Genomic DNA, 23,416 nt, shown 5'->3' with positions numbered 1-23,416 from the left:
TTTCTTCTTTCTTTTTTAGTGTTGAAATGCTTCTAGCATTGATGATATTTTCATTTCGTCTTTAGTCACCGCAATTCTTCCTGAACGCGTAAATTGCATGATGCCAAAGGCGCTTAATTCTCTATGTAATAATTCTATTTCTTCTTTTCGTCCTGATTTTTCCAAAACAAAAAACTCTCTGTTTACGGTAACGATTCTTGCACCACTTTCTTTGATGATATTTTGAATTTGACGTTCTTCAAATAATAAATCTGACTTTATTTTGAACATGCAAGATTCTTGATAAATCGTTTCTTCTTCGGTGTGATAGAATGCCTTAATCACTTCGATTTGCTTCTCTATCTGACCTATGAATTTTTTCATTTGAGATTCGGTAATATTTACAACAATTGTAAATCTTGAAACACCTTCAATCTCAGAAACAGAAGAATTTATACTTTCAATATTGATGTGTCTTCTTTGGAATATCGCTGATATTCTATTGAGTAAACCAATATTGTTTTCAGTATAAACGGATACTGTAAATTGTTTTATTTCTTCGCTCATTTTGATATTAAATATGCTTTTACATTTTGATTAAGCTTCGATGCTTCGACTACGCTCAGCACAGGCTTGCTTAGCTTGACATCTCAATGCGATATTTTTAATGTCCATTATGGACTTATTCTAGTCTTATGTCTGATACCGAAGCACCAGAAGGTACCATCGGGAATACATTATCTTCTTTTTCTACACAAACTTCTAAGAAGTAAGGTTCTTTACTTTCTATCATTTTCTTAACTGCATCGGCTAATTCTTCGCGTTTTGTAACCCGTTTTGCATTGATGTAATACCCTTTGGCAATAGTTACAAAATCTGGATTAGTCATTTCAGTTGAAGCGTAACGCTTATCAAAAAATAGTTGTTGCCATTGTCTTACCATGCCAAGAAAATCATTGTTAAGTACCACGACTTTTACAGCAACTCTTTGTTGAAAAATAGTGCCTAATTCTTGAATGGTCATTTGATAGCCGCCATCACCACTAATTGAAACCACTTCGCGTTCTGGTGCAGCCATTTTTGCGCCAATTGCGGCTGGTAAGCCAAAGCCCATAGTTCCTAATCCACCAGAAGTAATATTGCTCTTAGAAGTATTGAATTCCGCATAGCGACAAGCAATCATTTGATGTTGACCAACGTCTGTAACAATTGCAGCTTCACCTTTTGTGTAAGTATTTATTTCTTTTAAAACTTCACCCATAGTTAAACCGTCTTTTGTTGGGTGAAGGTCATCTTTTATGACTTTATCGTATTCAATTTTATATAAATCTTTAAATTTTTGATGCCAATCTTCATGTGTGTTTTCATTTAATAATGGCAATAATTGTGATAGACTTTCTTTGGCATCACCTAAAACCGCAACATCAGTCTTTACATTTTTATCAACTTCAGCTGGGTCTATTTCAAAATGAATCACTTTGGCTTGCTTGGCGTAAGTGTTTAGACTACCAGTTACTCGGTCATCAAAACGCATTCCGATAGCTATTAATACGTCGCATTCGTTGGTTAAAACATTTGGTGCGTAATTACCGTGCATACCTACCATACCAACGTTTAATGGGTGAGAAGTAGGTATTGCTGAAGCACCAAGAATTGTCCATGCAGCCGGTAAACCAGCTTTCTCAATTACAGCTTTAAATTCTTCTTCAGCTTCACCAAGAATCACACCTTGTCCCCAAACAACTAATGGTTTTTTAGCAGCATTAATTAGTTTTGCAGCTTCTTCAATTTTAGAAGCGTCTGTTTTTGGAACCGCTTTGTAACTGCGAACACCTTTACATTTTTTATAGGAAAAATCGAATTCTTCAAATTGAGCATCTTTAGTGATATCTACCAAAACTGGACCTGGACGACCACTTTTAGCAATATAAAATGCTTTAGCAATGACTTCTGGGATTTCAGAAGCTTTTGTAATTTGATGATTCCATTTAGTGATTGGCGTAGAAATACCAACGATATCTGTTTCTTGAAACGCATCGCTTCCCAGAAGTTGAGAAGGTACTTGACCTGTAATACAAACCATTGGTGTAGAATCTATCTGTGCGTCTGCAATACCTGTAATGAGGTTTGTTGCGCCTGGACCAGAAGTCGCCATAGCAACACCAACTCCGTTTGAGATTCTTGCATAGCCTTGAGCAGCATGCGTTGCACCTTGCTCGTGACGTGTTAAGACATGATGAATTTTATCTTGATATTTATATAGCTCATCATATACTGGCATAATTGCACCACCAGGATAACCGTAAAGTACTTTTACGCCTTCTTCAATGAGGCATCTTACAATGGCTTGGCTACCAGTAATGCGTTCTGTAGTTTTTGTCACCTTATTTGTAGATTCTATAGTTTGAGTTTCTTTCATATTTTATCTTTTAAAGACTCTTCGACTGCGCTCAGAGTGACATCTTTAGAATTCGTCCGTTACACAGCCTTTAGATGCTGATGATACAGATCTTGCGTATTTGTAAAGTACACCACGTTTTACTTTTAAATCTGGCGCTTGCCATTCTGCTTTTCTTTCTTTTAGTTCTTCATCAGACACTTCTAGAGAAATTGTGTTGGTTTCAGCATCAATAGTGATTGTATCGCCATCTTTAACTAATGCTATTGTTCCGCCTTCTTGTGCTTCTGGTGTAATGTGTCCTACAACAAAACCGTGTGTTCCGCCAGAGAAACGTCCATCTGTAATTAGCGCTACATCTTTTCCTAAGCCAGCACCCATTATTGCAGCTGTTGGTTTTAACATTTCTGGCATTCCTGGGCCACCTTTTGGGCCTTCGTATCTAATAACTACAACGTCACCTTTCTTTACTTTACCTTCTCTAATGCCGTCATTAGCATCGTATTCGCCTTCAAATACTTTTGCTTTTCCTGTAAACTTTAACCCTTCTTTACCAGTAATTTTTGCTACACTACCTTCAGTAGCAAGGTTGCCGTAAAGCATTCTAAGGTGTCCTGTGGTTTTTATAGGTTGTTCTAGTGGTTTAATAACGTCTTGCCCTTCAGTTAGGTCTTTTACATCAGCAAGGTTTTCTGCAAGTGTTTTACCAGTTACGGTTAAACAATCACCATACAATAGTCCTTTGTTTAAAAGGTATTTAAGCACCGCCGGAATTCCACCAACTTTGTGTACGTCTTCCATTAGATACTTACCGCTAGGTTTTAAGTCTGCTAAAAATGGTGTGTCATCACTTACTTTTTGAAAATCTTCTAAAGTGAAATCGATATTTGCTGCTCTCGCAATAGCTAAAAAGTGAAGAACAGCATTGGTTGAGCCACCTAAAATTGTAATTAGACGTATGGCGTTTTCTAAAGACTTCCTTGTTATGATATCTGAAGGTTTAATGTCTTTTTCTAGCAAAACACGCATGGCTTCACCCGCTTTTACAGCTTCGTCTTGCTTTGCTTGACTCATCGCAGGATTTGATGAGTTAAAAGGTAGTGCCATACCTAAAGCTTCTATTGATGATGCCATAGTGTTTGCAGTGTACATACCACCACAAGCGCCTGCACCAGGAATTGCTTTTTTAACGATGCATTCAAACTCTTCTTGTTCCATGGTTCCGGCAACTTTGCTTCCCCAAGCTTCAAAAGCAGAAACAACATCTAGTTTTTTACCATTATGGCAACCAGAATCTATTGTGCCGCCGTATACTAAAATGGATGGACGATTCAAACGAATCATAGCCATTAAGGCACCAGGCATATTTTTGTCGCAACCTACAACAGTAACTAGACCATCATAACTCATAGCTTGCACAACAGTTTCCATTGAGTCGGCAATAACATCTCTAGATGGTAGTGAGTACCGCATTCCAGGTGTTCCCATTGAAATTCCGTCACTAACACCAATAGTGTTGAAAATTAAGCCTATTACATCTTCATTTTTTGTGCCGTCTTTTACAAGTTTAGCTAAATCGTTGAGGTGCATGTTACAAGGGTTCCCTTCGTATCCGGTACTTGCGATTCCTACAATGGGTTTTTCAAAATCTTCACGTGTTAATCCAATACCGTGAAGCATTGCTTGTGCTGCAGGTTGTGTTGGGTCTTGTGTGACAGTTTTGCTATATTTATTTAGGTTTTTCATTATTTTCTAGTCAACTATTCAATCTTTTTCTTAAAAATGTGATAATGATTAAAAATCTAAGTTAGACGATTAGTTTTCTATTGGTAATTGTTGTGTAGATTACAGCTTAAAGTCATTGAATTTAAATCTGACTTAAATATCTAAAAAACAATACTTAAGACTATTTTCTGTATGATGTTCAAGCAGATTTTTTTTATTGAAAAATTGCAGTCATATAGCTTTTAAATGAAAGGTCTTTGTTAAAGAAATGTGATTTAATGACTTTTCTGCTTTAATGGCAATTCTTTGAACGTTTCGCAAATAGTGATGATATTGTTTGAAAGGTATTCTATCTCTTTACTTAGTGGACGATCTTCAGTTAATTGTGGAAAATAAGGGCTGAAATATTCTAGCCAGGCTTCATTTTGATTTGAAGCATTTCGTTGTAGTTGCTCTTTACGAAGTCTTAAGGCTTCAATATTTACCATGCATTCAATACTGATTAAAGATTTAAGGATAGAGAGCAATTTTTGGCCTCTATTGGTTGATGAAGTTCCCATGCTCACCATGTCTTGGTTTTGTCCATTGGTGCTCTGTGTCTCTAGGCTTAATGGTCGATATAAACTCTTTAATTCTGCGCAGAGTGCTGTAGCCGTAACTTGAGCGCCCATGAATCCACTGTTTTCACCAGTAGTACCAGATTTTAAAAATGGTGGTAAGCCTATATTTAATTTAGGATCGCACAAGGTGCTGATGCGTTTTTCGGCATAAATGCCTAGATAGGTGATTTGAAGATTTAATTGGTCTGAAGTAAATGATAAATGCTGTCCGTTAAAATTACCACCATGAAGTACTTCTTGATTTTCTGAATAGAAATTTGGATTGTCGCTTATACTATTAATTTCAATTGTAAGGCAATCTTCAATCTGCTTTAATTGATCCCTAACTGCTTCTAAAAGTTGAGGAATACAACGGATAGAATATTGGTCTTGTGGCCATTTGGTTTTGAATGCAGATTGTAGAGATTGATTATTCTGAAACCAACCTTTTTCACTTTTATTATACAACCATTCTGAAAGTTCTAAATGCCCTTTTTGTGGATGTAACTCTGCTAGTTTTGGATGCCAAGCTTCAGTGTAAGCACCTAGACATTCACCATAGCTAAAGGCAAGTTGCGTGCTTAATCGAAATAGAGTGACTGTTTCGTAAAAGTTTTTGGTCGCAATAGATGTCATGGCGGCTGTACCGTTTACAAAGGCTAAAGCATCTTTATCTGACCATTTAATTTTTTGTACAGTGTTTATTTTTTTAAAATCTGATGCTGAGTGTTTTTTACCGTTAAGGTAGAAATCACTTTCTCCTGCTAATCCTAAAGCTAAATGTGCTAATGGTGTAAGATCACCACTTGCCCCAACAGAACCTAATGAAGGAATTTTAGGTAATAAGTCTGCATTAAAGGAATTAAAAAGAATTTTGAAACTTTCAGGGTTTATTCCCGAATAACCTTGGGCAAGTTGTTTAAGGCGCAAGGCGAATATCATGCGTACAATTTCTAAATCTAGTTTTGGTCCTACACCAGTTGCAAGATGATAAATTAAGCGTTGTTGTCTTTCTGAGTTCTTGGAAGCGTCTTCTGAAGCTAACGGTCCAAAACCGCTACTTACACCATAAATCCATTTGTCTTGTTTTATGAGGTTCTTTAAGGTGTGGTGAGATTGGTTAATCTTTTCAAAATCTGAGTTTGAGATTGAAGGCATAATTTGCTTACGACCAATAGCAATAAAATTTTCGATAGACCAAGATTTAGAAAACGGAATGTCAGATGCTTTTTGTGACATTATATATTCAATTTATCAAATGGGTCGTAGCTAAATTCCCATTTACGTGGTTTAAGTTTTGATGGTAAGCTCTTTAAATGTTCAATAAGCTTGTCTTCAAAGGTATTTATTTTTTGTTCTGGTTGTAATTGAAAATAGCTAAATAATCTAATTCCCCAATGACTATGATACGGTTTCACCCAAACATTTTTAACTCCAGAGATTTTTTTGAGATTTGCTTCGACTTCAATAAGAGAAACATTTTCACCTCCTATTTGAATAAGCTTGTCTTTTCTTCCATTTAATTGGAATGTACTTGAGCTGAGCCATTCTATGTGGTCAGGAATTTCAAAGGTAAAGTTATCTCTAGTTAGTTTGTCACTTTCTGTTTGCCAATATGGTAATAATTTAAAATAATCATTATCCCAGTATTGATAGCCGATAGCTCCAGTTTCCGTACTACCATAAATATTTAAACCCTTAATATTGTCGAGCTTGAGTTCTTCAATTAATGATTTACCAATTGGTGCGGTTGAGCTCACCGCGTATTTATGTGAAAATGTTAAATTGATATGTTTCCAAGCGGTAGGATGACCAATAATAAGATCATCATCATTTGAGTATTCAGACGTTTTGTGCCAGTCCTTCATATTTAAAAATTTGGACCGTTCTAATTTAGTACCTAACATTAATCCCCAAATAAAACCGTAGATATGTCTCACAGGCACTAAACAGATAACGCCTTTTGCTTTGGTAATTTGAAGCCAAAAGTCACGCTCTTCAATGAGTTGCTGCTTATCGTGCCAAACCTGTGTTGGTTGTCCTGTTGAGCCGGAAGAAAAGAAACCAAATCTTTTTTCGGGGTTATTGGCAGAAATATAAATTTGATTTAACCAATCTTCGGCAGTATCATACTGTAGTAAATACTGTTCTTTAGATTCAGAGAGCATATCGAACCTAAAATGAAATTCTGAGGCTAAATCTAGAGCGTCTAAAGAGTCTATATTTAAGTGCTTTCTTAAATCTCCTTCAAAAGGAATGTTTCTGCAACTTGGAACGGTTTCCCAGAAAATTTCGTTAATGAGTACTTTTAATCTTTCTAAATCTAGAATTTCATTCATTTATTTTGGTAAACCAATTTCAAACTCAGCTCCCAATTCAGGATCATTTAATTTAATAAAGCCTTTATGGGCGTCTATGATCTGTTTTACAATAGCTAAGCCTAAGCCAGTGCCATCAACTTTGTTTTTAGTTACGAATGCTTCAAATAATTTAGCTTTTATTTCTTCAGGAATACCTGGGCCATTGTCTCGGATTTTAAGAATAAGGTTGGCATCATCTTCAGAAATATTTATCTCAACTCTTGGCGCTTCTGTTTTGTTATCTACTAATGCCTCAACAGAATTATTAACCAGGTTAATAATAACCCGATCCATTTTCTTAGGATCTAATTCTATTGTAGCATCTTGCATGCCTGTGATATTGATATCTACAGTTTCAAAACCGTCACGTCCTTTAAGACGACTTATAATTTCATCTAACCAATTTTTAAGGGTTATTTCCTTTTTATGGATTGATGCATTCTTAGTAAAATCTAAGACATCTGTAATTATATTTAGTGCATTGTCGGTAGATTTTAGGATCAATTGAGCCATTGTCTCATTTTGACTACTATCGCCAGGGTTCATTTGAATTAACTGCCCTATGTTAGTGAGGTGAGCTATGGGGTTTCTAATATCATGCATTACCATACTTATCGCTTGTCCAACTGCAGAAAGCTTCTCTCGTTTTAATAGTTCTTCGTTTAATTCAGAATTGTGGATAGCTCTCACTGCATTTTCAACAAATAGTCGTAATAAATAGATTTTTTCTTGGTTGAATAGTTCGGGCTTAGAAGGTACGGCCAGAATATAGTATTGCTCGAGAGGGCAAACTAATAGACCTTCAGTATATTGAATATCGTGTATTGCCTTTAAATCTATTTTTTCTGAAAGAACGTCTATCTTAATACGTTCTTTGCCAATGCCCATAACAGAAATCTCTTCGAAACCATCTGCTTCTAATTTACCTAAAACAGCATAGTCAGAACCTATATAATCTGCAATTTGATGTAAAATATTAGTTAGAAGCGTTTTTAGTTGTGTTGTACCAAGACCAATTTCACCAATAATTTCTAGCAATTTTTCTAAATTGGTTAATCTCGCCCAATCGTAAAGACTTTTTGTTGCTAATTGTAATATTTCTTCTGGAATAAAGGGTTTGCTTAAGTAACCCACATCTCCACCAGCTAATTTTATGATTTCATCAATACTACGGTCAGTAAATGCAGTGATAAAAGAAATTTGTGCTTTCGGGTCAATTTTACGTATTTCTACACAAGTAGTTAAGCCATCCCAGCCGGGCATTCGCATATCAATAAAAATAACATTAAACGGTTCGTTAGCCTCAAGACTTTCTTTAACGCGTTGCAAACCTTCCTCACCATTTTTAGCTTCGACAATGTCAAAATGTGGGTGTAAACTTCTAGGATTTCTTTCGATAACCTCTTGTGTGTCGCCAAAAAGATCAGCTGAAGCTTCGCCAAGATCTAAGGAAAAATTGTCTTCTTCTTCAGGGGTTAAGATTTCTCTTATACTATCTCTTACAATTTCTTCGTCGTCAATTATTAATAATCTACTTTTTATCTTCATTGTCATTGGTTTGTGTAAGGTATTTTAATTGTAAATTTTGCGCCTTGATTAGGGCCATTGCTAGTAATACTAATTTCACCTTGATGGGTTTCTATAATTTGTTTGCAATTGTAAAGTCCAAATCCAGTTCCAGTCTTTTTAAAAGTATTTCCTTTTTCTAATAATTTGTCAGATAAGCTGGGTTCAAAACCTATAGCGTTGTCTTCAATACTAAGTATGACCATATTAGAGGCTTTATCTATGCTTAAATCTATATGTAAAGTTTTCTCTCTTGTTTCTTTAACTTCATCAAAAGCTTCTGCACTATTTTTAAAAGCATTGATAAGAACTTGAATAAGCTTTGTTTTATCACCGCTAATTAATGGGTTGTTTAAAGGAATATCCTTTGTTATTAAGACATCTCTTTTTAGAAGTCCTCTTTCCTGTATGGCTAATGCGTCATCAATAATAGAACTTAGCTTAAACTTTGCTCTTTCGCCTTTAACTTTGCCCTTTACGTAGTTGCGTTGAATATTAAGGATGTCTTGAATATGGCTAGTTGTTTGATATAGTTTCTTTATTATTGTTGCTACATCAGTCTCACGATGTGCAAGACTCTGCTGAAGTACATTAATGAATTTTTTTAATGCAGTACCTTTGCCAGTCCCTAAGGCCTTGTCAAATGCAGCTTCTTGCTTGCTAAATAACGTTTCAAGTTTTTTGAGTTCGTCTTTTTCTTTGCCTTCAACTTTATTTTGTAGTCGCGCTACATCTGTTCCAAAAGATGTTACTGCGTTTCCGATATCGTGTAAAACACCCGTTGCCATCTCAAGCTTACCTGCTTCAAGCGCTTTAGATTCTGCAAGAGCGTTTAGTTCTTCTTCAATTTTAACTCGTGCGCTTATGTCGTTGAATGCGTATTGAAACGTATTTTCATCAATTTTAATTACCGAAAAAGCGAGATGTAAATCTGCCTCCCGATTAGAAAAAGCAATACCTACTCTTTCATTTTCGATGATATTCCCAAAATCTGCATCAAAAGATTTAATACGGTCTAACCAATCTGGATGCATTTCGTTTATAATAGCATAAATATCAGAGGTTGAACAACCCTTACTAAGACAAAACGGTATAAGGATCTGACTGGCGGCGGCGTTTTGCATAACAATTTGCCCATCACTATCTGCTTTAATAATTGCAAATGGACATTGGTTTAAAAACCCGATTAAAGAATGAATTTCTTTTTCTGCTTCACTACGCATGGGCTACAAATCAAGACTTTTGAACGAGGAGATATTGATGGTTCTCATTAGGGTTAGAAAGCAATCGCAATTTCACTTTGGTTGGTGCCATACGATAGGTGAAAATATAATCTATTTCTTCATCAATAATATCATCTAACAGGTATTTTTCTGCAACCATAAAGTTGTTTGTGCATGGTGCAATCTGTTTAAAAAAATCTTTTCCCAAAACTTCCTCACGCTGATTTCCCGAGAGATTTAATTCGTATTTGTTATAGGCTTTAATGTTAGCGTTACGATCCATTCTAATAACACCAAAATTTAAGTCATCCATTGCGTCTTGATTCATTGATTCACGAGTGCTAAAAGCTTCTTTACTAGAGAACGTCATAGTTAATTGATTTAGTTATTTAAAACTAAAATTACGAAAAATTGTTAAAAAAATTGATAATTAGTCGCTGTCGAGTTAGAATTTATCATAGGTTAATTTCCTAGTCCTGTTGAGGTTTTTTGCATGATGACCAAGGTAGTGTGTTTTCTGTATAGACTAAAACTTTATATGGAGTATAAATGTCTAAAACCAAAAAATCCGATTCAATTGAACCGGATTTTTTATGGTGGTGCCTCCAGGAATCGAACCAGGGACACAAGGATTTTCAGTCCTTTGCTCTACCAACTGAGCTAAGGCACCAGTTGCTTAAATAAGCGGATGCAAATATATATTCATTTTTATTATTCGCAAAAATAAAATTGTAAAATTTGATTTTATAAATTTGCAATTCATTAATTCCTTATGAATCTTATAGTTGATGTTGGAAATACTTTTGTGAAATTTGCCGTTTTTAGTCAAAATAGATTGAATTTTAAACAAAGTTTTGAGCTTTCTCACTTTAAAGAACAATACCAACACTTAAAAAAAAGATTTCCAAAATTAAAATCAGCAATCGTTTCTTCTGTAGGTAAATTGCCTGATGATCATCTCAGATTACTTCAAAAAGATATTGATGTTTTATTACTAAATCATCAAATAGAATTACCTTTTATTAACTCTTATAGTACACCTAAAACACTTGGGGTAGATAGAATAGCTTTGGTTAGCGCTTCAGTAAATCAATTTCCTAATCATGATGTATTGATCATAGACGCAGGGACGTGTATAACATATGATTTTATAACCAACAAAAATGAATATTTAGGTGGTGCAATTTCACCTGGAATTCGATTACGTTACAAATCACTAAATGATTTCACTGCAAATCTTCCTTTATTAGAAAAGTCAATACCAGAAAATATTACAGGTAATTCAACGGAATCATCGATTCACTCAGGTGTTGTTATGGGAGTAACCAAAGAATTAGATGGCGTAATAGATAATTATTTGTTAAAATACCCAGATTTAAAGATTATTTTAACTGGAGGTGACACTGAATTTTTGGGAAACCAATTAAAAAATAGCATATTTGCCAACGCAAATTTTCTTTTAGAGGGTTTAAATTTTATTCTTGAATTTAATTCTAGCAATAAATAAAAACACATCTTTAAAAGTTTGGCATATCTTTTGGTTGCACAATAGTGGTTATTCAAAAACATGAATAATTAACCGTAACATAATCTGAAGATATCTGTGTAGGTGACTACATGAAAATATTTTGAAACCTAGATTAGTTAAATAAAATAAAGTATAACTAACAATTATAATTAAAATGAAGACGAGAATTACAGTAATGCTATTAACACTTTTTATGAGCTTTAACTTTGGTTTTGCTCAGCAAGATGAGGAGTGTATGAATAATTTATCACTTTTTGATAGCTATGTAAAAAGTAAGAAGTACGATGATGCTTATGGGCCTTGGATGATTGTAAGAAATAAATGTCCAAAGTTTAACAGAGCCATTTATGTACACGGAGAAAAAATTTTAAAGGATAAGATTAAGAATTCTACTGGTGCAGATCAAATAGCTTTTATCAATGATTTAATGCTGCTTCATGATCAAAGTAGAGAGCATTTTGCTTCTAAATATGAGTTAGGTGAGGTGTTAGAGGATAAAGCAAATCTTGCATATAAGTATAAAAAAGAACTAGGTAAATCTAAGCAAGAATTATATAATATGTTTGATGCGGCTTTTACAAAGGATAAAGCAAACTTTACAAATTCTAAAGCATTATACACATATTTTTCTTTAGCGGTAGACTTATACGACGAAGGCAAGATGCCAGCACAAGATATGTTTGATAAATATGATGACGTTAATGAATTAATTGAGTCAATCATAGCGGGTCTTACCCTTAAATTAAACAAACTTGCTGCTAAGGAAGAGTCTGGTGCTACATTAACAAAAAGAGAAGGAAAGTTAAGAGCTAGTTATCAAAAGAAAATTTCAAATTTTGAAGAAAAGATCGTTCCAAGTATGGATAAAAAACTTGGTGACAGGGCAAATTGTGAGGTTTTAGTGCCGTTATACCAAAAGAGTTTTGAAGACAAGAAGAATGATGGTGTTTGGTTACAAAGAGCTATGAATAGAATGTATGCTAAAGGATGTAAAGAAGATCCGTTATTCTTAAAATTAGTTAAGCAAAAGTACAGCTTAGAGCCTACAGCAGATACGGCATACTATTTATATCTATTAACAGATGACAAGAAATATTTAGATGAGTCATTAGTTTTAGAAAGTGACCCATTAAAAAAGGCGAAACTTTATAAGAAGTTAGCACAAGATCTTAAAAAGAAAGGAAGTTTTGGTAGAGCTAGACAGTACTACATGGAAGCTTTAAAATTAAATCCATCAGATGGTTCACCATACTTAGCAATAGCGACAATGTATGCTAAGAGTGCAAATAACTGTGGTACTGATAACTTTAGTAAGAGAGCTGTATTTTGGTTAGCTGCTGATACTGCTGAAAAGGCAGGTAGAGTAGATGGTAGATTAAAGTCGGCGGCTGCGAAGTCTGCTAGAAGTTATAGAGCTAGTGCACCTACAAAATCAGATATATTCAATAACCCTGATAGAAAAAAGGTTGAGGTTGGATGTTGGATTCAAAGAACTATAACAGTTCCGAAACTTTAATGGTTATAAATAAAACACATATTATAAAGAACTTAGTCACAGTAATCGCTGTGACTTTGTTTTTTTCTTGTGAGAACAATTTTAGTGATGTACAGAAAATTGGTGTATTGCAGAATCAGCCTGTTGGTGAGGCAGAAAATATTGATTTAAAGTATACCGAACTCCAAGAGAATGATACTGTAACTCACTTATTGGCAAACCTATTAAGTCCAAAAATGTTAGATTATTCTAACAGAGATTTTTCTTTTTCTGAATTTCCAGAAGGTATTATGCTTAAGACATACGATAGAGAAGGAAAGTTGACAACAATAACTTCAGATTATGCTATTTTCTATGATGATACCAATATCATTGATTTAAGAGGTAATGTGGTTATTGCAACACACCAAAAAGACTCCTTGTTTACAGAGCAATTATATTATAACGAAAAATTAGAATGGGTTTTTACCAATAAGCCTTGGTTATATAAAGATGCTGCAGGTACCAAGCATGGTGTTGGTTTTGATGCTGACAAAGATTTTAAAAACTTTCAGATGTTAGAAATGGGAGGCGATTTTGAATTTGATAATTAATTACCTTTGTTTCTTATAACGATTAGATCATGAAAATTCTTCAATTATTTCAATATGCTTATTTAGCAATAGCCGTTTTATTTTTATACAAGGGTATTTCTGAATGGAATACAGAAAAAGGACCATACTTAAGCTTATTCTTTGCAGCATTAGCTGTGTTTATGTTTTTCTTCAGAAAGCGATACGCTAAGAAATTTCAGGATAGAAATAACCAATAATAAATGGCTTTAGATATAGTCATTATTGTTTCTACACTTTTATTATCTGCATTTTTCTCAGGCATGGAGATTGCTTATGTCTCTTCAAATAAAATTCATATTGAGTTAGAGAAAAAGCAAGATGATTTTTTAGGTAAAATCTTAAGTAAGCTTACCGCAAAACCATCAAAGTTTATTGCTACGATGCTAATTGGCAACAATATTGCGCTGGTGATTTACGGATTTAAAATGGGCGACCTTTTAGTGGATTGGTTTTTGTCGATGTTACCTTCAAATAGTACTTTTTTAACTTATTTATTGGTTGATTTACAGTTATTGACACAGACCGTAATTTCAACCTTGATCATTTTACTTACAGCAGAGTTTTTACCAAAAGTATTCTTTCAAATCTATGCGAATTCTCTATTGAAAATATTTGCTCTACCTGCCTACATTTTTTATATTTTTTTCTCACTTATTTCAGATTTTGTGCTTTGGATTTCTAACGCTGTTTTAAAAAATATATTTAAGGCTAATGGAGAAGATGTTGAGTTGGTGATGACTAAAGTAGAACTCGGTAATTACATTAGTGAGCAGATGGAATCTGTTGAAGACCACGATGAGGTAGATAGTGAAATTCAGATTTTTCAAAATGCTTTAGAATTTTCAGAAGTTAAAGCAAGAGAAGTCATGGTGCCAAGAACTGAGATAACTGCGGTCGATATCTCTGAAACTATTGAAAATCTAACACAATTATTTATCGAGACAGGACGCACAAAAATCATAGTCTATAAAAATACAATAGATGATATTTTAGGTTATGTGCATGCTTTTGAGCTTTTTAAGAAGCCTAAGTCTATTAAGTCAATTTTAATACCGATTGGTTTTGTACCTGAAACAATACTTATCAAAGATGTACTTAATATTTTGACGAAAAAACGAAAAAGCATGTCTGTAGTGATTGATGAGTATGGTGGAACGTCTGGTATTATGACAGTTGAAGATATTATTGAAGAATTATTTGGTGAGATTGAAGATGAACATGATAATGTAGATTTAACTGAGGAACAATTGAGTGAAAATACATTTAAATTTTCTGCAAGATTAGAAGTAGATTATATCAATGAAACCTATAAGCTTAATCTTCCTGAAAGTGAAAATTATGAGACTCTCGGTGGTTTAATTGTTAATGCAACAGAAGAGATTCCCGTAGAAAATGAAGATGTTTTAATTGATCATTTTAAGTTTACAATAGCGGAAGTTTCTTCAACTAAAATTGATGTTGTCTTGCTTAAAATACTAGAAGAGGACTAATCGCTTTAGAGCCTTATAAAAACTAGCTATCTCCTTTCATAATTTACTAGAAAATACTATTTTCGCGAACTTATTTATACGAAATATATAAACCATGGCAATTTTAAATAAAATTAGACAACGCTCGCTAATCTTAATATTAGTAATCGCTTTAGCATTATTCGCCTTTGTAATTCAAGGTGTTATTGATAATCCAAACGCATTCTCAAATACCCAAGGTGTAATTGCTACAGTAAATGGTACAGATATCGATAGAGTAGATTTTCAGCAAAAAGTGAAAAACTACCAAGATAGAGTAGGTGGTCGAGTAACATCGACGCAAGCTATGAATACAATATACAATCAAGAGCTGCGTAGAATTATCATGGATGAAGAGTATGAGACTCTAGGTTTATCTGTTGAAAAAGATGAGATGAGAGATTTACTAAAAAATAGTTTTCAGTCTTATCCAGAGTTTCAAGATGAAAATGGAACTTTCGATGTAAATCGTTTAAATGCATTTATTGCAAACCTTAAAGATTTAAAAGGCGAAGCTGCTCCTTTAGGTAATTTCATGGTGAATTACGAAAGTTGGTCAAATAATGAGCAAACCATAGCGGCTAACTCAATCCAACAGTCGTACTACAATATGATTAAAGCTGGAATTAGCACTACAATAGCAGAAGCTAAAGATGATTATTTTGGTGATAACAAAAACGTTGATATTCGTTTTGTACAGATACCATATACTTCAATTGCAGACAGTTTAATTACAATAACAAATGCAGATGTTAAGACTTACATGAATAATCATGAAGAGACTTACAAAGAAGATGCTAATCGAGACGTAGTTTACGTTGAGTTTAAAGAAGAGGCATCTAAAGAAGATGAAGATGCAATTAAAGCAAGCTTGTTAGCGCTAAAAAGTGATAGAGCGGAGTACAACTCTAGCAGCAAGAATACGGACACTATTCCTGGTTTTGATTCTGTAACGGATGTAGAAGAATTTATCAATTCTAATTCAGATACAAAGTACGATGCTACATTCTTAAGAGATGCTCAAATTCCTGCAGTAGCTAAAGATAGTTTATTAAACCTTGAAGTAGGTGAGTATTATGGTCCTTACAGAGATGGTGATTTATTTAAGTTAACTAAGCTTTTAGCAGTGAAGCAACTTGCAGATACAGTTAAAGTAAGACATATCTTAATTCCTTTTGCAGGTGGTCAAAGAGCAGATGCTTCTGTTACTGCAACACCAGATGAGGCAAAAAAGACAGCTGATAGTGTCTTAGCCCAAATTAATTCAGGGACAAAATTCTTAGATTTATTAGAGTTGTCTTCTGATAAAGTGAGTAACGAGGATGATGGTGAAATTGAGTTTGCATACAATGCTGGAATGGCACCAGAGTTTAAAGAGTTTTCTTTTAACAACAAAGTTGGCGATATTGAAGTTGTAGGTACATCTTTTGGATACCATATTATCGAAATATTAGAACAAAAGAGTTTTAATAAAGCAATTCAGTTAGGAACAATCTCTAGAAAAATTGAACCTTCTGATCAAACATTACAAGACGTTTTTAATAGAATGTCTAAGTTTGAAATTGCATTAAAGGATAAAGACTTTAATGAGTTAGCTGAAGAAAAAGGATTTACAGTTAAGCCAATCACTTTCAAAGAGCTTGATGAGAACATACCTGGTTTAGGTGCTCAGAGACAAATTGTACGTTGGTCTTTTGAAGAAGATACTGAAGTTGGTAATTACAAGAACTTCCCAGTTTCTGGGTTTGGTTTTGTTGTAGCTAAATTAGTTGAGAAGAATGATGAAGGATTAATGAGTGTTGAAGATGCATCTGTAACAGCATTATCAGAAATTAGAAAAGAGAAAAAGGCCGAAATGATTCGTGCTAAGATCACTGCAACATCAATTGATGATATTGCAAAAAATCAAGGTCAGAGTCCACGAACTGCAACATCATTAACATTAAAAAATACAACTTTATCAGGCGCAGGTGCTGAACCTAAAGTGATAGGTACTGCATTTGGATTAGAACAAGGAAAAGTATCTAATCCTATCGATGGTGAAAAAGGTGTGTATGTTATTGAGGTTACTAAAGTTACTGAAGCTACAGAAATTGACAACTATGCACCTATAATGAATAGATTAAATTCTACACGTAGAAATACGGTTCAAACGAAGGTATATAAAGCATTAGAGGAAGCTGCTGATATCGAAGATAACAGAGCTAAAACAGTTTACTAGTATTTTTTTCTAGTATTTTAATTAATAGCTGAAAAGACTTTACCATTGGTAAAGTCTTTTTTTATGTATTCAATTTAAATGTTCTAATTATAGAATCATTGATTCATAAGATACAATAGTGTTATAACCCTTTGATTTGAAATATGCTGTTGGGTCAGAATCGCTAGCAACGAGAACAAAATCACCGCCCCAAGCACCTAAACTTTTAATAGCACCATTAAAATCATTAAATAGTTTAGATTTTACAGGTTCAAGCTTAATGATATTAGAAATCAGTCGCTCATGTTGTCTCATAAGTGATTGAAATTCTTCGAGTGTTTCACAGGTTATGAAAGCATCTGTAATACCATTAACGTTATCAATAGTTTTAGAAAGATCTCCTTTGTAAGCTTTATACTGAGCAATTCCTTTTCTGCTGTTTTGTTTTTGATTTAGATAGACAAAGTACAATTGATTTTTAAACGAAGGATTAAAATCCACGGCATTTGCAATTGGATTGTTGCTTTCTATTTGATAAGTTATCGCAGATTTTGCCGATGCACAGGCAATATCATAACCACTACCACCAAAGGTAAGCTTAAGTAATTGGTAAGGGTTTACAACTGCCCATTCAGCAATATTATTAATTAATGTAGAAGACGTTCCAAGTCCCCAGGATGTATTAAAATCTGCATGTGTTTCAATAGCGTATCCTGTAGATGAATTTAAGAACTCTGGGTTTAAAGTTTTAGCAGATTTAAGAATTTGAATCAATCTTTGTTTTACGTCCTTTTCAATATCGATATTTAAAGTATTGGTAAGCTCCTCTACTGATATTACAGTTTCAAACCATGTATTACCCAATTCATTGATGCTTTGCCATGAAATAGTATTGTTGGTAGTCTCCTTAACAGTTAAGTTCTGTCCAAATGTAGTTGGTAATGCCAAAGCTTTGGCACCATCTAAAACGACATATTCAGCAGTCAATAGTAATTTACCGTTACTTCTATATGTTGTAGCCTTATGCAATTCTGTATCTGTTAGAGTAAGAAATCTTTAGTTTTTATTATGGATCGTCAATCGTCAATCGTCAATTATCAATTGTCATTCGTAAATCTCTCAAAGCTTCTTCAACAGCACTATGTGTCACAACATTTGTTTTAAAATGCTCTACTAATGTGGCCTTTTCAGCTTTAGTTGCTTGGTTTTGATTTAAAATATTCATTAAGTGCATTTTCATATGTCCTTGCTGAATACCGGTTGTTGTTAAAGATTTTACAGCACCAAAGTTTTGAGCTAATCCAGCAACTGCAACAATTTGCATTAAATCACGTGAGGTTGGTTTTTCGAGCAGTTCCATACAGAACTTCACTAAAGGATGTAAACTAGTTAAACCACCAACAGTTCCGAGAGCAAGCGGAATTTCAATCCAAAATTTAAAATTATCATTCTCAATAGAGCAATGCGTAAGACTAGAGTATTTGCCGTCTTTAGCAGCGTAAGCATGTACACCAGCTTCCACAGCTCTAAAATCGTTACCTGTCGCTAAAATAACAGCATCAATACCATTCATAGCGCCTTTATTATGAGTAACTGCTCTATATGGTTCTACCTTTGCAATATTAATAGCCTGACTAAACTTTTCAGCAAACAGTTTTGGATCTGAAATATCTTTACTTTTTAAATCTGCAATAGGACAAGATACTTCAGCTTTTACTAAGCAATTTGGGACATAATTAGAAAGAATACACATGATGATGTCTATGTTTCCTTCAAGTTTTGTTTCAGCTTCACCTTTAAAGGTTTTGGCAAATTGTTCTAGGCAAGAATTGATAAAGTTTGCACCCATTGCATCCAAAGTTTCGAAAGTGGCGTGCAGCTGATAATAGTCTTTTAAATCAGTAGACTTGTCTTTTAATTCAATGTTTATAATACCACCACCACGACGCTCCATATTTTTGGTGATGCCTTTGCAATCAGAAATAAGCTTTGTTTTTACAGTTTCAAAAAACTGGTATAAAGCTTCAAAATCACCATCGTAATTAAAATGAACTTGGCCTATTTTTTCAGTAGAAATCACTTCGGCTTTAAATCCTCCACGTTCTAGCCAAAACTTAGCGGCCTTACTCGCAGCGGCAACCACAGAACTTTCTTCAATTGCCATTGGTACTGTGTAAAGTTTGTTGTTTATTAAAAAGTTAGGTGCAATACCTAGCGGTAAATAATAATTAGTGATGGTGTTTTCTATGAATTCGTCATGAAGACTTTGCAGTTTTTCGTCTGAATTCCAGTATTGTGTAACAAGCGATCGGGCACTTTTTTTATCTTCAAAATAATTGTCTAAAAGCCATTCAATCTTTTCAGATTTTGAAAGCTTAGAAAAGCCAGAAATAGCATTTGGCATAGGTTGATAATTTTAATAAAAACAAAGATACTTAGGATTGGCATAAAATGTGTGAGTTATCTGATATTATTGCTGATTTACTGTTAATAAAAGCGGATTTCTGCATATTTTTTAGTAAACTTGGCATCACTTTACAGAAAACTGAACATATGAAATTGAAACACTTCGTTGCAATTATTGGTTTTTTAACCACCTCATTAATTTTTAGTCAAAATAAACAACTTACTTTAGAAGAAATATGGCGTGGAGCCTTTAGAACTGAAGGGATGCAGGCGCTTCATTCAATGAAGAACGGCAAGCAGTATTCGGTGTTAAATTTTGACAGAAATACAAGAACATCAACCATAGATATCTATGACTACAAGACCTTAGATAAGGTGAAGACTTTAGTGTCTTCAGCAGATATTTCAGAAATTCCAGGTTTTTTTGATTATACTTTTAGTTTGGATGAATCAAAGTTGGTATTAACGACGAATGAGGTTCCTGTATTTAGACGTTCTAGACTTGGGCAATATTATATTTATGATATCAATACTAAAGAGGTAACTAAAGTGTCTGATGAGATGGTGCAAGAACCAACGTTGTCACCAGATGGTACTAAAATAGCTTTCGGATTTGAAAATAACCTTTATGTAAAAGATTTGGTTTCTGGTGAAACAAAGCAAATTACTTTTGATGGTGAAAAGAATAAAATCATCAACGGAATTACAGATTGGGTTTATGAGGAAGAATTTAGTTTTGTAAGAGCGTTCGATTGGAATGCAGATAGCAATCAAATTGCATTTATTCGCTTTGATGAATCAGAGGTGCCAGAATTCTCTATGGATGTTTTTGGTTCTGACTTGTACCAAACACAACAGGTATTTAAATACCCTAAAGCCGGTGAAGCTAACTCTAAGGTTTCTTTGCATTTGTATGATTTATCTTCTGATAAGTTGTCAGAAATTAAAGTTGATAAGGCTTACAATGATTTCTACATTCCTAGAATTCAATGGACAAAGGAAGGCAATGTCTTAAGTGCTCAATTTATGAACCGTCATCAAAATGAATTAGATCTTTGGATGATTGATACTGAAAAGATGACTTCAAAAATAGTTCTTGCTGAAAAAGATGAGGCTTATATTGACGTCACCTTCAATTTGACATTTCTTAAGGATAATAGTTTTATTTGGACAAGCGAAAAAGATGGTTATAACCATATTTATCATTACGCAAAGGACGGCAAACTGATTAACCAAGTGACATCTGGTAATTGGGAAGTGACCGATTATTATGGTTTCAATGAAGATAATAATACTATTTATTACCAGTCTGTAGAAAACGGTTCAATCAACAGAGATGTATATTCTATCAAATTAAACGGTAAAAATAAAAAGCGATTGACTAAAACGGATGGTACTAACAATGCCTCTTTTAGTGCTGATTTCACTTATTTTATTAATACACACTCAAGTGCCACTTCACCACCAGAATATACTTTAAATAGCGCTAAAACGGGTGATTTAGTAAAAGGCATTAAGGATAATGATAAGTTAGCTCAAAAAGTTGGTGAATATGTAACTTCAGAGAAAGAGTTTAGTACTATAAATGTCAATGGGAATGATCTTAACATGTGGATGATTAAACCGGCTAATTTTGATGAAAATAAGCAGTATCCATTATTTATGTACCAATATTCTGGTCCAGGTTCTCAATCTGTAGCAAACAGATGGAATGGTATTAACGATTATTGGTATCAGATGTTGGCACAACAAGGTTATGTCGTGGTTTGTATTGATGGACGTGGAACAGGTTTTAAAGGTGCTGAGTTTAAGAAGGTCACTCAGAACGAACTCGGTAAGTACGAGGTTGAAGATCAAATTGCTGCTGCTCAAAAACTAGGTGAATTACCATATATAGATGAAACTCGCATGGGTATTTGGGGTTGGAGTTATGGTGGCTTTATGAGTAGTAATGCCTTGTTTAAAGGAAATGATGTATTTAAAATGGCAATTGCTGTAGCACCTGTAACAAGTTGGAGATTTTATGATACTATTTATACAGAGCGATACATGACTACTCCACAAGAAAATCCAAGTGGATATGATGATAATTCTCCAATAAATCATGTAGATAAATTAAAAGGTGATTTCCTCTTGATTCATGGTTCAGGTGATGATAACGTGCATCTGCAAAATACCATGCGTATGGTAGAAGCCCTTGTGCAAGCAGACAAGCAGTTTGAATGGATGATATATCCAGATAAAAATCACGGTATTTATGGTGGTAATACAAGATTGCATTTATATAAAAAGATGACCAATTTTATCAACAGAACATTAGGAGATAAGATTGAAAAAGAAGAAGAAAAAGAGACTTCTAAGATTAGAGGATAAACTAACTAACTAAAAAATATAGATTTTATGTCAACACTAACTAAACAACCACACCAAAAGGAGCTATTTGGTCATCCAGTAGGATTATATGTTTTGTTTTTCACTGAAATGTGGGAACGTTTTTCTTATTATGGAATGAGAGCCATACTTGTATTATATCTAGTAGCGCAAACAACTGGAGATAATGCTGGATTAGGGTGGACGAATGGAGAGGCTTTAGCACTTTACGGATGGTATACGATGTTAGTATATGTAGCTTCTATTCCAGGAGGTTGGATTGCAGATAAATTTTTAGGTCAAAAAAAATCTGTGCTGTATGGTGGAATACTCTTAGTTGCAGGCCACAGTATTTTGGCAATAGAACAATTATGGGCATTTTACACTGGTTTAGGATTAATCGTGGCTGGTGTTGGAATGTTGAAACCAAACATATCTACAATGGTAGGAGGTTTGTATAAGCAAGGAGATATTAGAAGGGACAAAGGTTTTACAATATTTTATATAGGAATTAATATCGGTGCATTTCTGTCTAGTTTAATTGTAGGGTATGTTGGTGAAGTTCATGGCTGGCATTACGGTTTTGGTTTAGCAGGTATTGGAATGGCAGCAGGTTTAATTCAGTATTTGGCAGGACTAAAATATCTCAAACAAGTTGGTAACTTTTTGGGTGCTTCAGAAAATAAACTTGAGCAAGAAGCGATGGATAAACCATTAACTAAAATTGAGAAAGATAGAATTGTAGTTTTACTTATTTCATTTTTACTCGTAATTGTGTTTTGGGGAGCTTTTGAACAAGCCGGTGGGTTAATGAATATTTATGCTTCTGAGAAGACCAATCGTATGTTAATGGGTTGGGAAGTGCCAGCATCTTGGTTTCAGTCTTTGAATGCAATGTTCATTATTTTCTTAGGCACAACTGTAGCAGGTTATTGGGCAACTAGAAAATTAAAGGCTAAAGTTTCTACTAGTCTTTTTAAGATGATAGTCGGTTTAATTATAATGGGTACAGGATTCTTTTTCATGACAGCTGCGGCAGCACAGTTTGAAAGTGCGGGTTCGTCTGCAATGTATTGGTTAGTTTTAGCTTATTTATTCCATACAGTTGGTGAGTTGTGTATTTCACCGGTTGCATTATCTTACATTACCAAATTGGCGCCACTTAAGTATGCGTCTCTTATGATGGGTGTTTATTTTGCAATGACTGGGTTTGGTAATAAGCTCGCTGGTTTACTTGGTGAGGCTTCAGAAAAGCTAGGAGAATTTACAATTTTCACAGGTATAGCTGTGTTCTGTGTTGTCTTTGGTTTCTTAGTAATGATTTTTAGAAAGAAGCTCGAAGCTTTAACTCATGGTGCAGAAGATAACGAGCATGAGATGTTAGAGTCAGAAAAGTATGAGCTAGCAGATCCAGACATCAATAGCTAATAAATATTTAAAAAATA

The 23,416-nt window shown here is 34.1% G+C and carries 18 protein-coding genes and 1 tRNA gene; 8 read left to right on the top strand and 11 right to left on the bottom strand.

The genetic code is table 11. The features are described 5' to 3' along the window. Positions 1-15: 15 nt before the first annotated feature. From ilvN to HRU50_RS09585, 9 genes are all read right to left on the bottom strand, one after another. Entirely contained in the window at positions 16-546 is a 531-nt protein-coding gene (gene ilvN / locus HRU50_RS09625; protein ID WP_296350629.1) for an acetolactate synthase small subunit, read from the bottom strand. A gap of 115 nt (positions 547-661) precedes the next feature. Then, positions 662-2,398 (bottom strand): biosynthetic-type acetolactate synthase large subunit, encoded by a 1,737-nt coding sequence (gene ilvB, locus HRU50_RS09620; protein WP_296350627.1) that lies wholly within the window; start codon positions 2,396-2,398, stop codon positions 662-664. Positions 2,399-2,443: 45 nt separating this feature from the next. Further along, on the bottom strand, positions 2,444-4,123 hold the full coding sequence (ilvD, locus tag HRU50_RS09615; RefSeq protein WP_296350625.1) for a dihydroxy-acid dehydratase: 1,680 nt from the start codon (positions 4,121-4,123) through the stop codon (positions 2,444-2,446). A 254-nt stretch (positions 4,124-4,377) separates the two neighbouring features. Beyond that, the gene (locus tag HRU50_RS09610) at positions 4,378-5,940 is read right to left on the bottom strand and encodes a histidine ammonia-lyase (RefSeq protein ID WP_296350622.1); all 1,563 of its coding nucleotides are present in this window, start codon (positions 5,938-5,940) and stop codon (positions 4,378-4,380) included. Then, a complete protein-coding gene (locus HRU50_RS09605; RefSeq protein WP_296350620.1) occupies positions 5,940-7,040 on the bottom strand; it encodes an AMP-binding protein in 1,101 nt (366 codons plus the stop codon). The genes HRU50_RS09610 and HRU50_RS09605 overlap by 1 nt, the downstream gene beginning before the upstream one ends. Then, positions 7,041-8,609 (bottom strand): hybrid sensor histidine kinase/response regulator, encoded by a 1,569-nt coding sequence (locus HRU50_RS09600; RefSeq protein WP_296350618.1) that lies wholly within the window; start codon positions 8,607-8,609, stop codon positions 7,041-7,043. It lies immediately after the preceding gene. A gap of 2 nt (positions 8,610-8,611) precedes the next feature. After that, complete coding sequence (locus tag HRU50_RS09595) at positions 8,612-9,850, bottom strand: HAMP domain-containing sensor histidine kinase (RefSeq protein WP_296350616.1); 1,239 nt, start codon at positions 9,848-9,850, stop codon at positions 8,612-8,614. Positions 9,851-9,860: 10 nt separating this feature from the next. Next, complete coding sequence (locus HRU50_RS09590; RefSeq protein ID WP_296350614.1) at positions 9,861-10,220, bottom strand: hypothetical protein; 360 nt, start codon at positions 10,218-10,220, stop codon at positions 9,861-9,863. 224 nt (positions 10,221-10,444) lie between these two features. Then, positions 10,445-10,520, bottom strand: a tRNA-Phe gene (locus tag HRU50_RS09585). Between the two features lie 102 nt (positions 10,521-10,622). Between HRU50_RS09585 and HRU50_RS09580 the strand changes: the two genes are divergently transcribed. The 6 genes from HRU50_RS09580 to HRU50_RS09555 all read left to right on the top strand — a co-directional run bounded on the left by HRU50_RS09580 (position 10,623) and on the right by HRU50_RS09555 (position 17,216). After that, a complete protein-coding gene (locus tag HRU50_RS09580) occupies positions 10,623-11,357 on the top strand; it encodes a type III pantothenate kinase (RefSeq protein ID WP_296350613.1) in 735 nt (244 codons plus the stop codon). Positions 11,358-11,532: 175 nt separating this feature from the next. Next, positions 11,533-12,894, top strand: a complete 1,362-nt coding sequence (locus HRU50_RS09575) for a hypothetical protein (RefSeq protein ID WP_296350612.1) — start codon at positions 11,533-11,535, stop codon at positions 12,892-12,894. Then, complete coding sequence (gene lptC, locus HRU50_RS09570; RefSeq protein WP_296350611.1) at positions 12,894-13,466, top strand: LPS export ABC transporter periplasmic protein LptC; 573 nt, start codon at positions 12,894-12,896, stop codon at positions 13,464-13,466. Before HRU50_RS09575 ends, lptC begins: the two co-directional genes overlap by 1 nt. 29 nt (positions 13,467-13,495) lie before the next feature. Next, positions 13,496-13,684 carry a hypothetical protein gene (locus tag HRU50_RS09565; protein ID WP_296350609.1) on the top strand — a complete coding sequence of 63 codons (189 nt, stop codon included), beginning with the start codon at positions 13,496-13,498 and terminating at the stop codon, positions 13,682-13,684. Positions 13,685-13,687: 3 nt separating this feature from the next. Further along, positions 13,688-14,977: a hemolysin family protein gene (locus tag HRU50_RS09560; protein WP_296350605.1), complete on the top strand. Its 1,290-nt coding sequence runs from the start codon at positions 13,688-13,690 to the stop codon at positions 14,975-14,977. 94 nt (positions 14,978-15,071) lie between these two features. Beyond that, positions 15,072-17,216, top strand: coding sequence for a SurA N-terminal domain-containing protein (locus tag HRU50_RS09555; RefSeq protein ID WP_296350603.1), 2,145 nt, complete (start codon positions 15,072-15,074; stop codon positions 17,214-17,216). A gap of 87 nt (positions 17,217-17,303) precedes the next feature. Here the strand turns inward: HRU50_RS09555 and HRU50_RS09550 are convergent, their stop codons facing one another. Continuing rightward, complete coding sequence (locus tag HRU50_RS09550) at positions 17,304-18,224, bottom strand: GYDIA family GHMP kinase (RefSeq protein WP_296350601.1); 921 nt, start codon at positions 18,222-18,224, stop codon at positions 17,304-17,306. 61 nt (positions 18,225-18,285) lie between these two features. Next, a complete protein-coding gene (locus tag HRU50_RS09545) occupies positions 18,286-19,599 on the bottom strand; it encodes a hydroxymethylglutaryl-CoA reductase, degradative (protein ID WP_296350599.1) in 1,314 nt (437 codons plus the stop codon). A 149-nt stretch (positions 19,600-19,748) separates the two neighbouring features. Here HRU50_RS09545 and HRU50_RS09540 point away from each other — a divergent pair, with 149 nt between their 5' ends. Together HRU50_RS09540 and HRU50_RS09535 are read left to right on the top strand one after the other, a co-directional pair. Then, entirely contained in the window at positions 19,749-21,974 is a 2,226-nt protein-coding gene (locus tag HRU50_RS09540; RefSeq protein ID WP_296350597.1) for a S9 family peptidase, read from the top strand. 27 nt (positions 21,975-22,001) lie between these two features. Then, positions 22,002-23,399 (top strand): peptide MFS transporter, encoded by a 1,398-nt coding sequence (locus HRU50_RS09535; RefSeq protein WP_296350595.1) that lies wholly within the window; start codon positions 22,002-22,004, stop codon positions 23,397-23,399. Positions 23,400-23,416 lie beyond the last annotated feature (17 nt).

It is taken from the genome of Winogradskyella sp. (assembly GCF_013213835.1).
Classification (GTDB): domain Bacteria; phylum Bacteroidota; class Bacteroidia; order Flavobacteriales; family Flavobacteriaceae; genus Winogradskyella.
The sequence above is the reverse complement of the archived record's forward strand: the minus strand, read 5'-3'. Positions and strand labels throughout refer to the sequence as shown.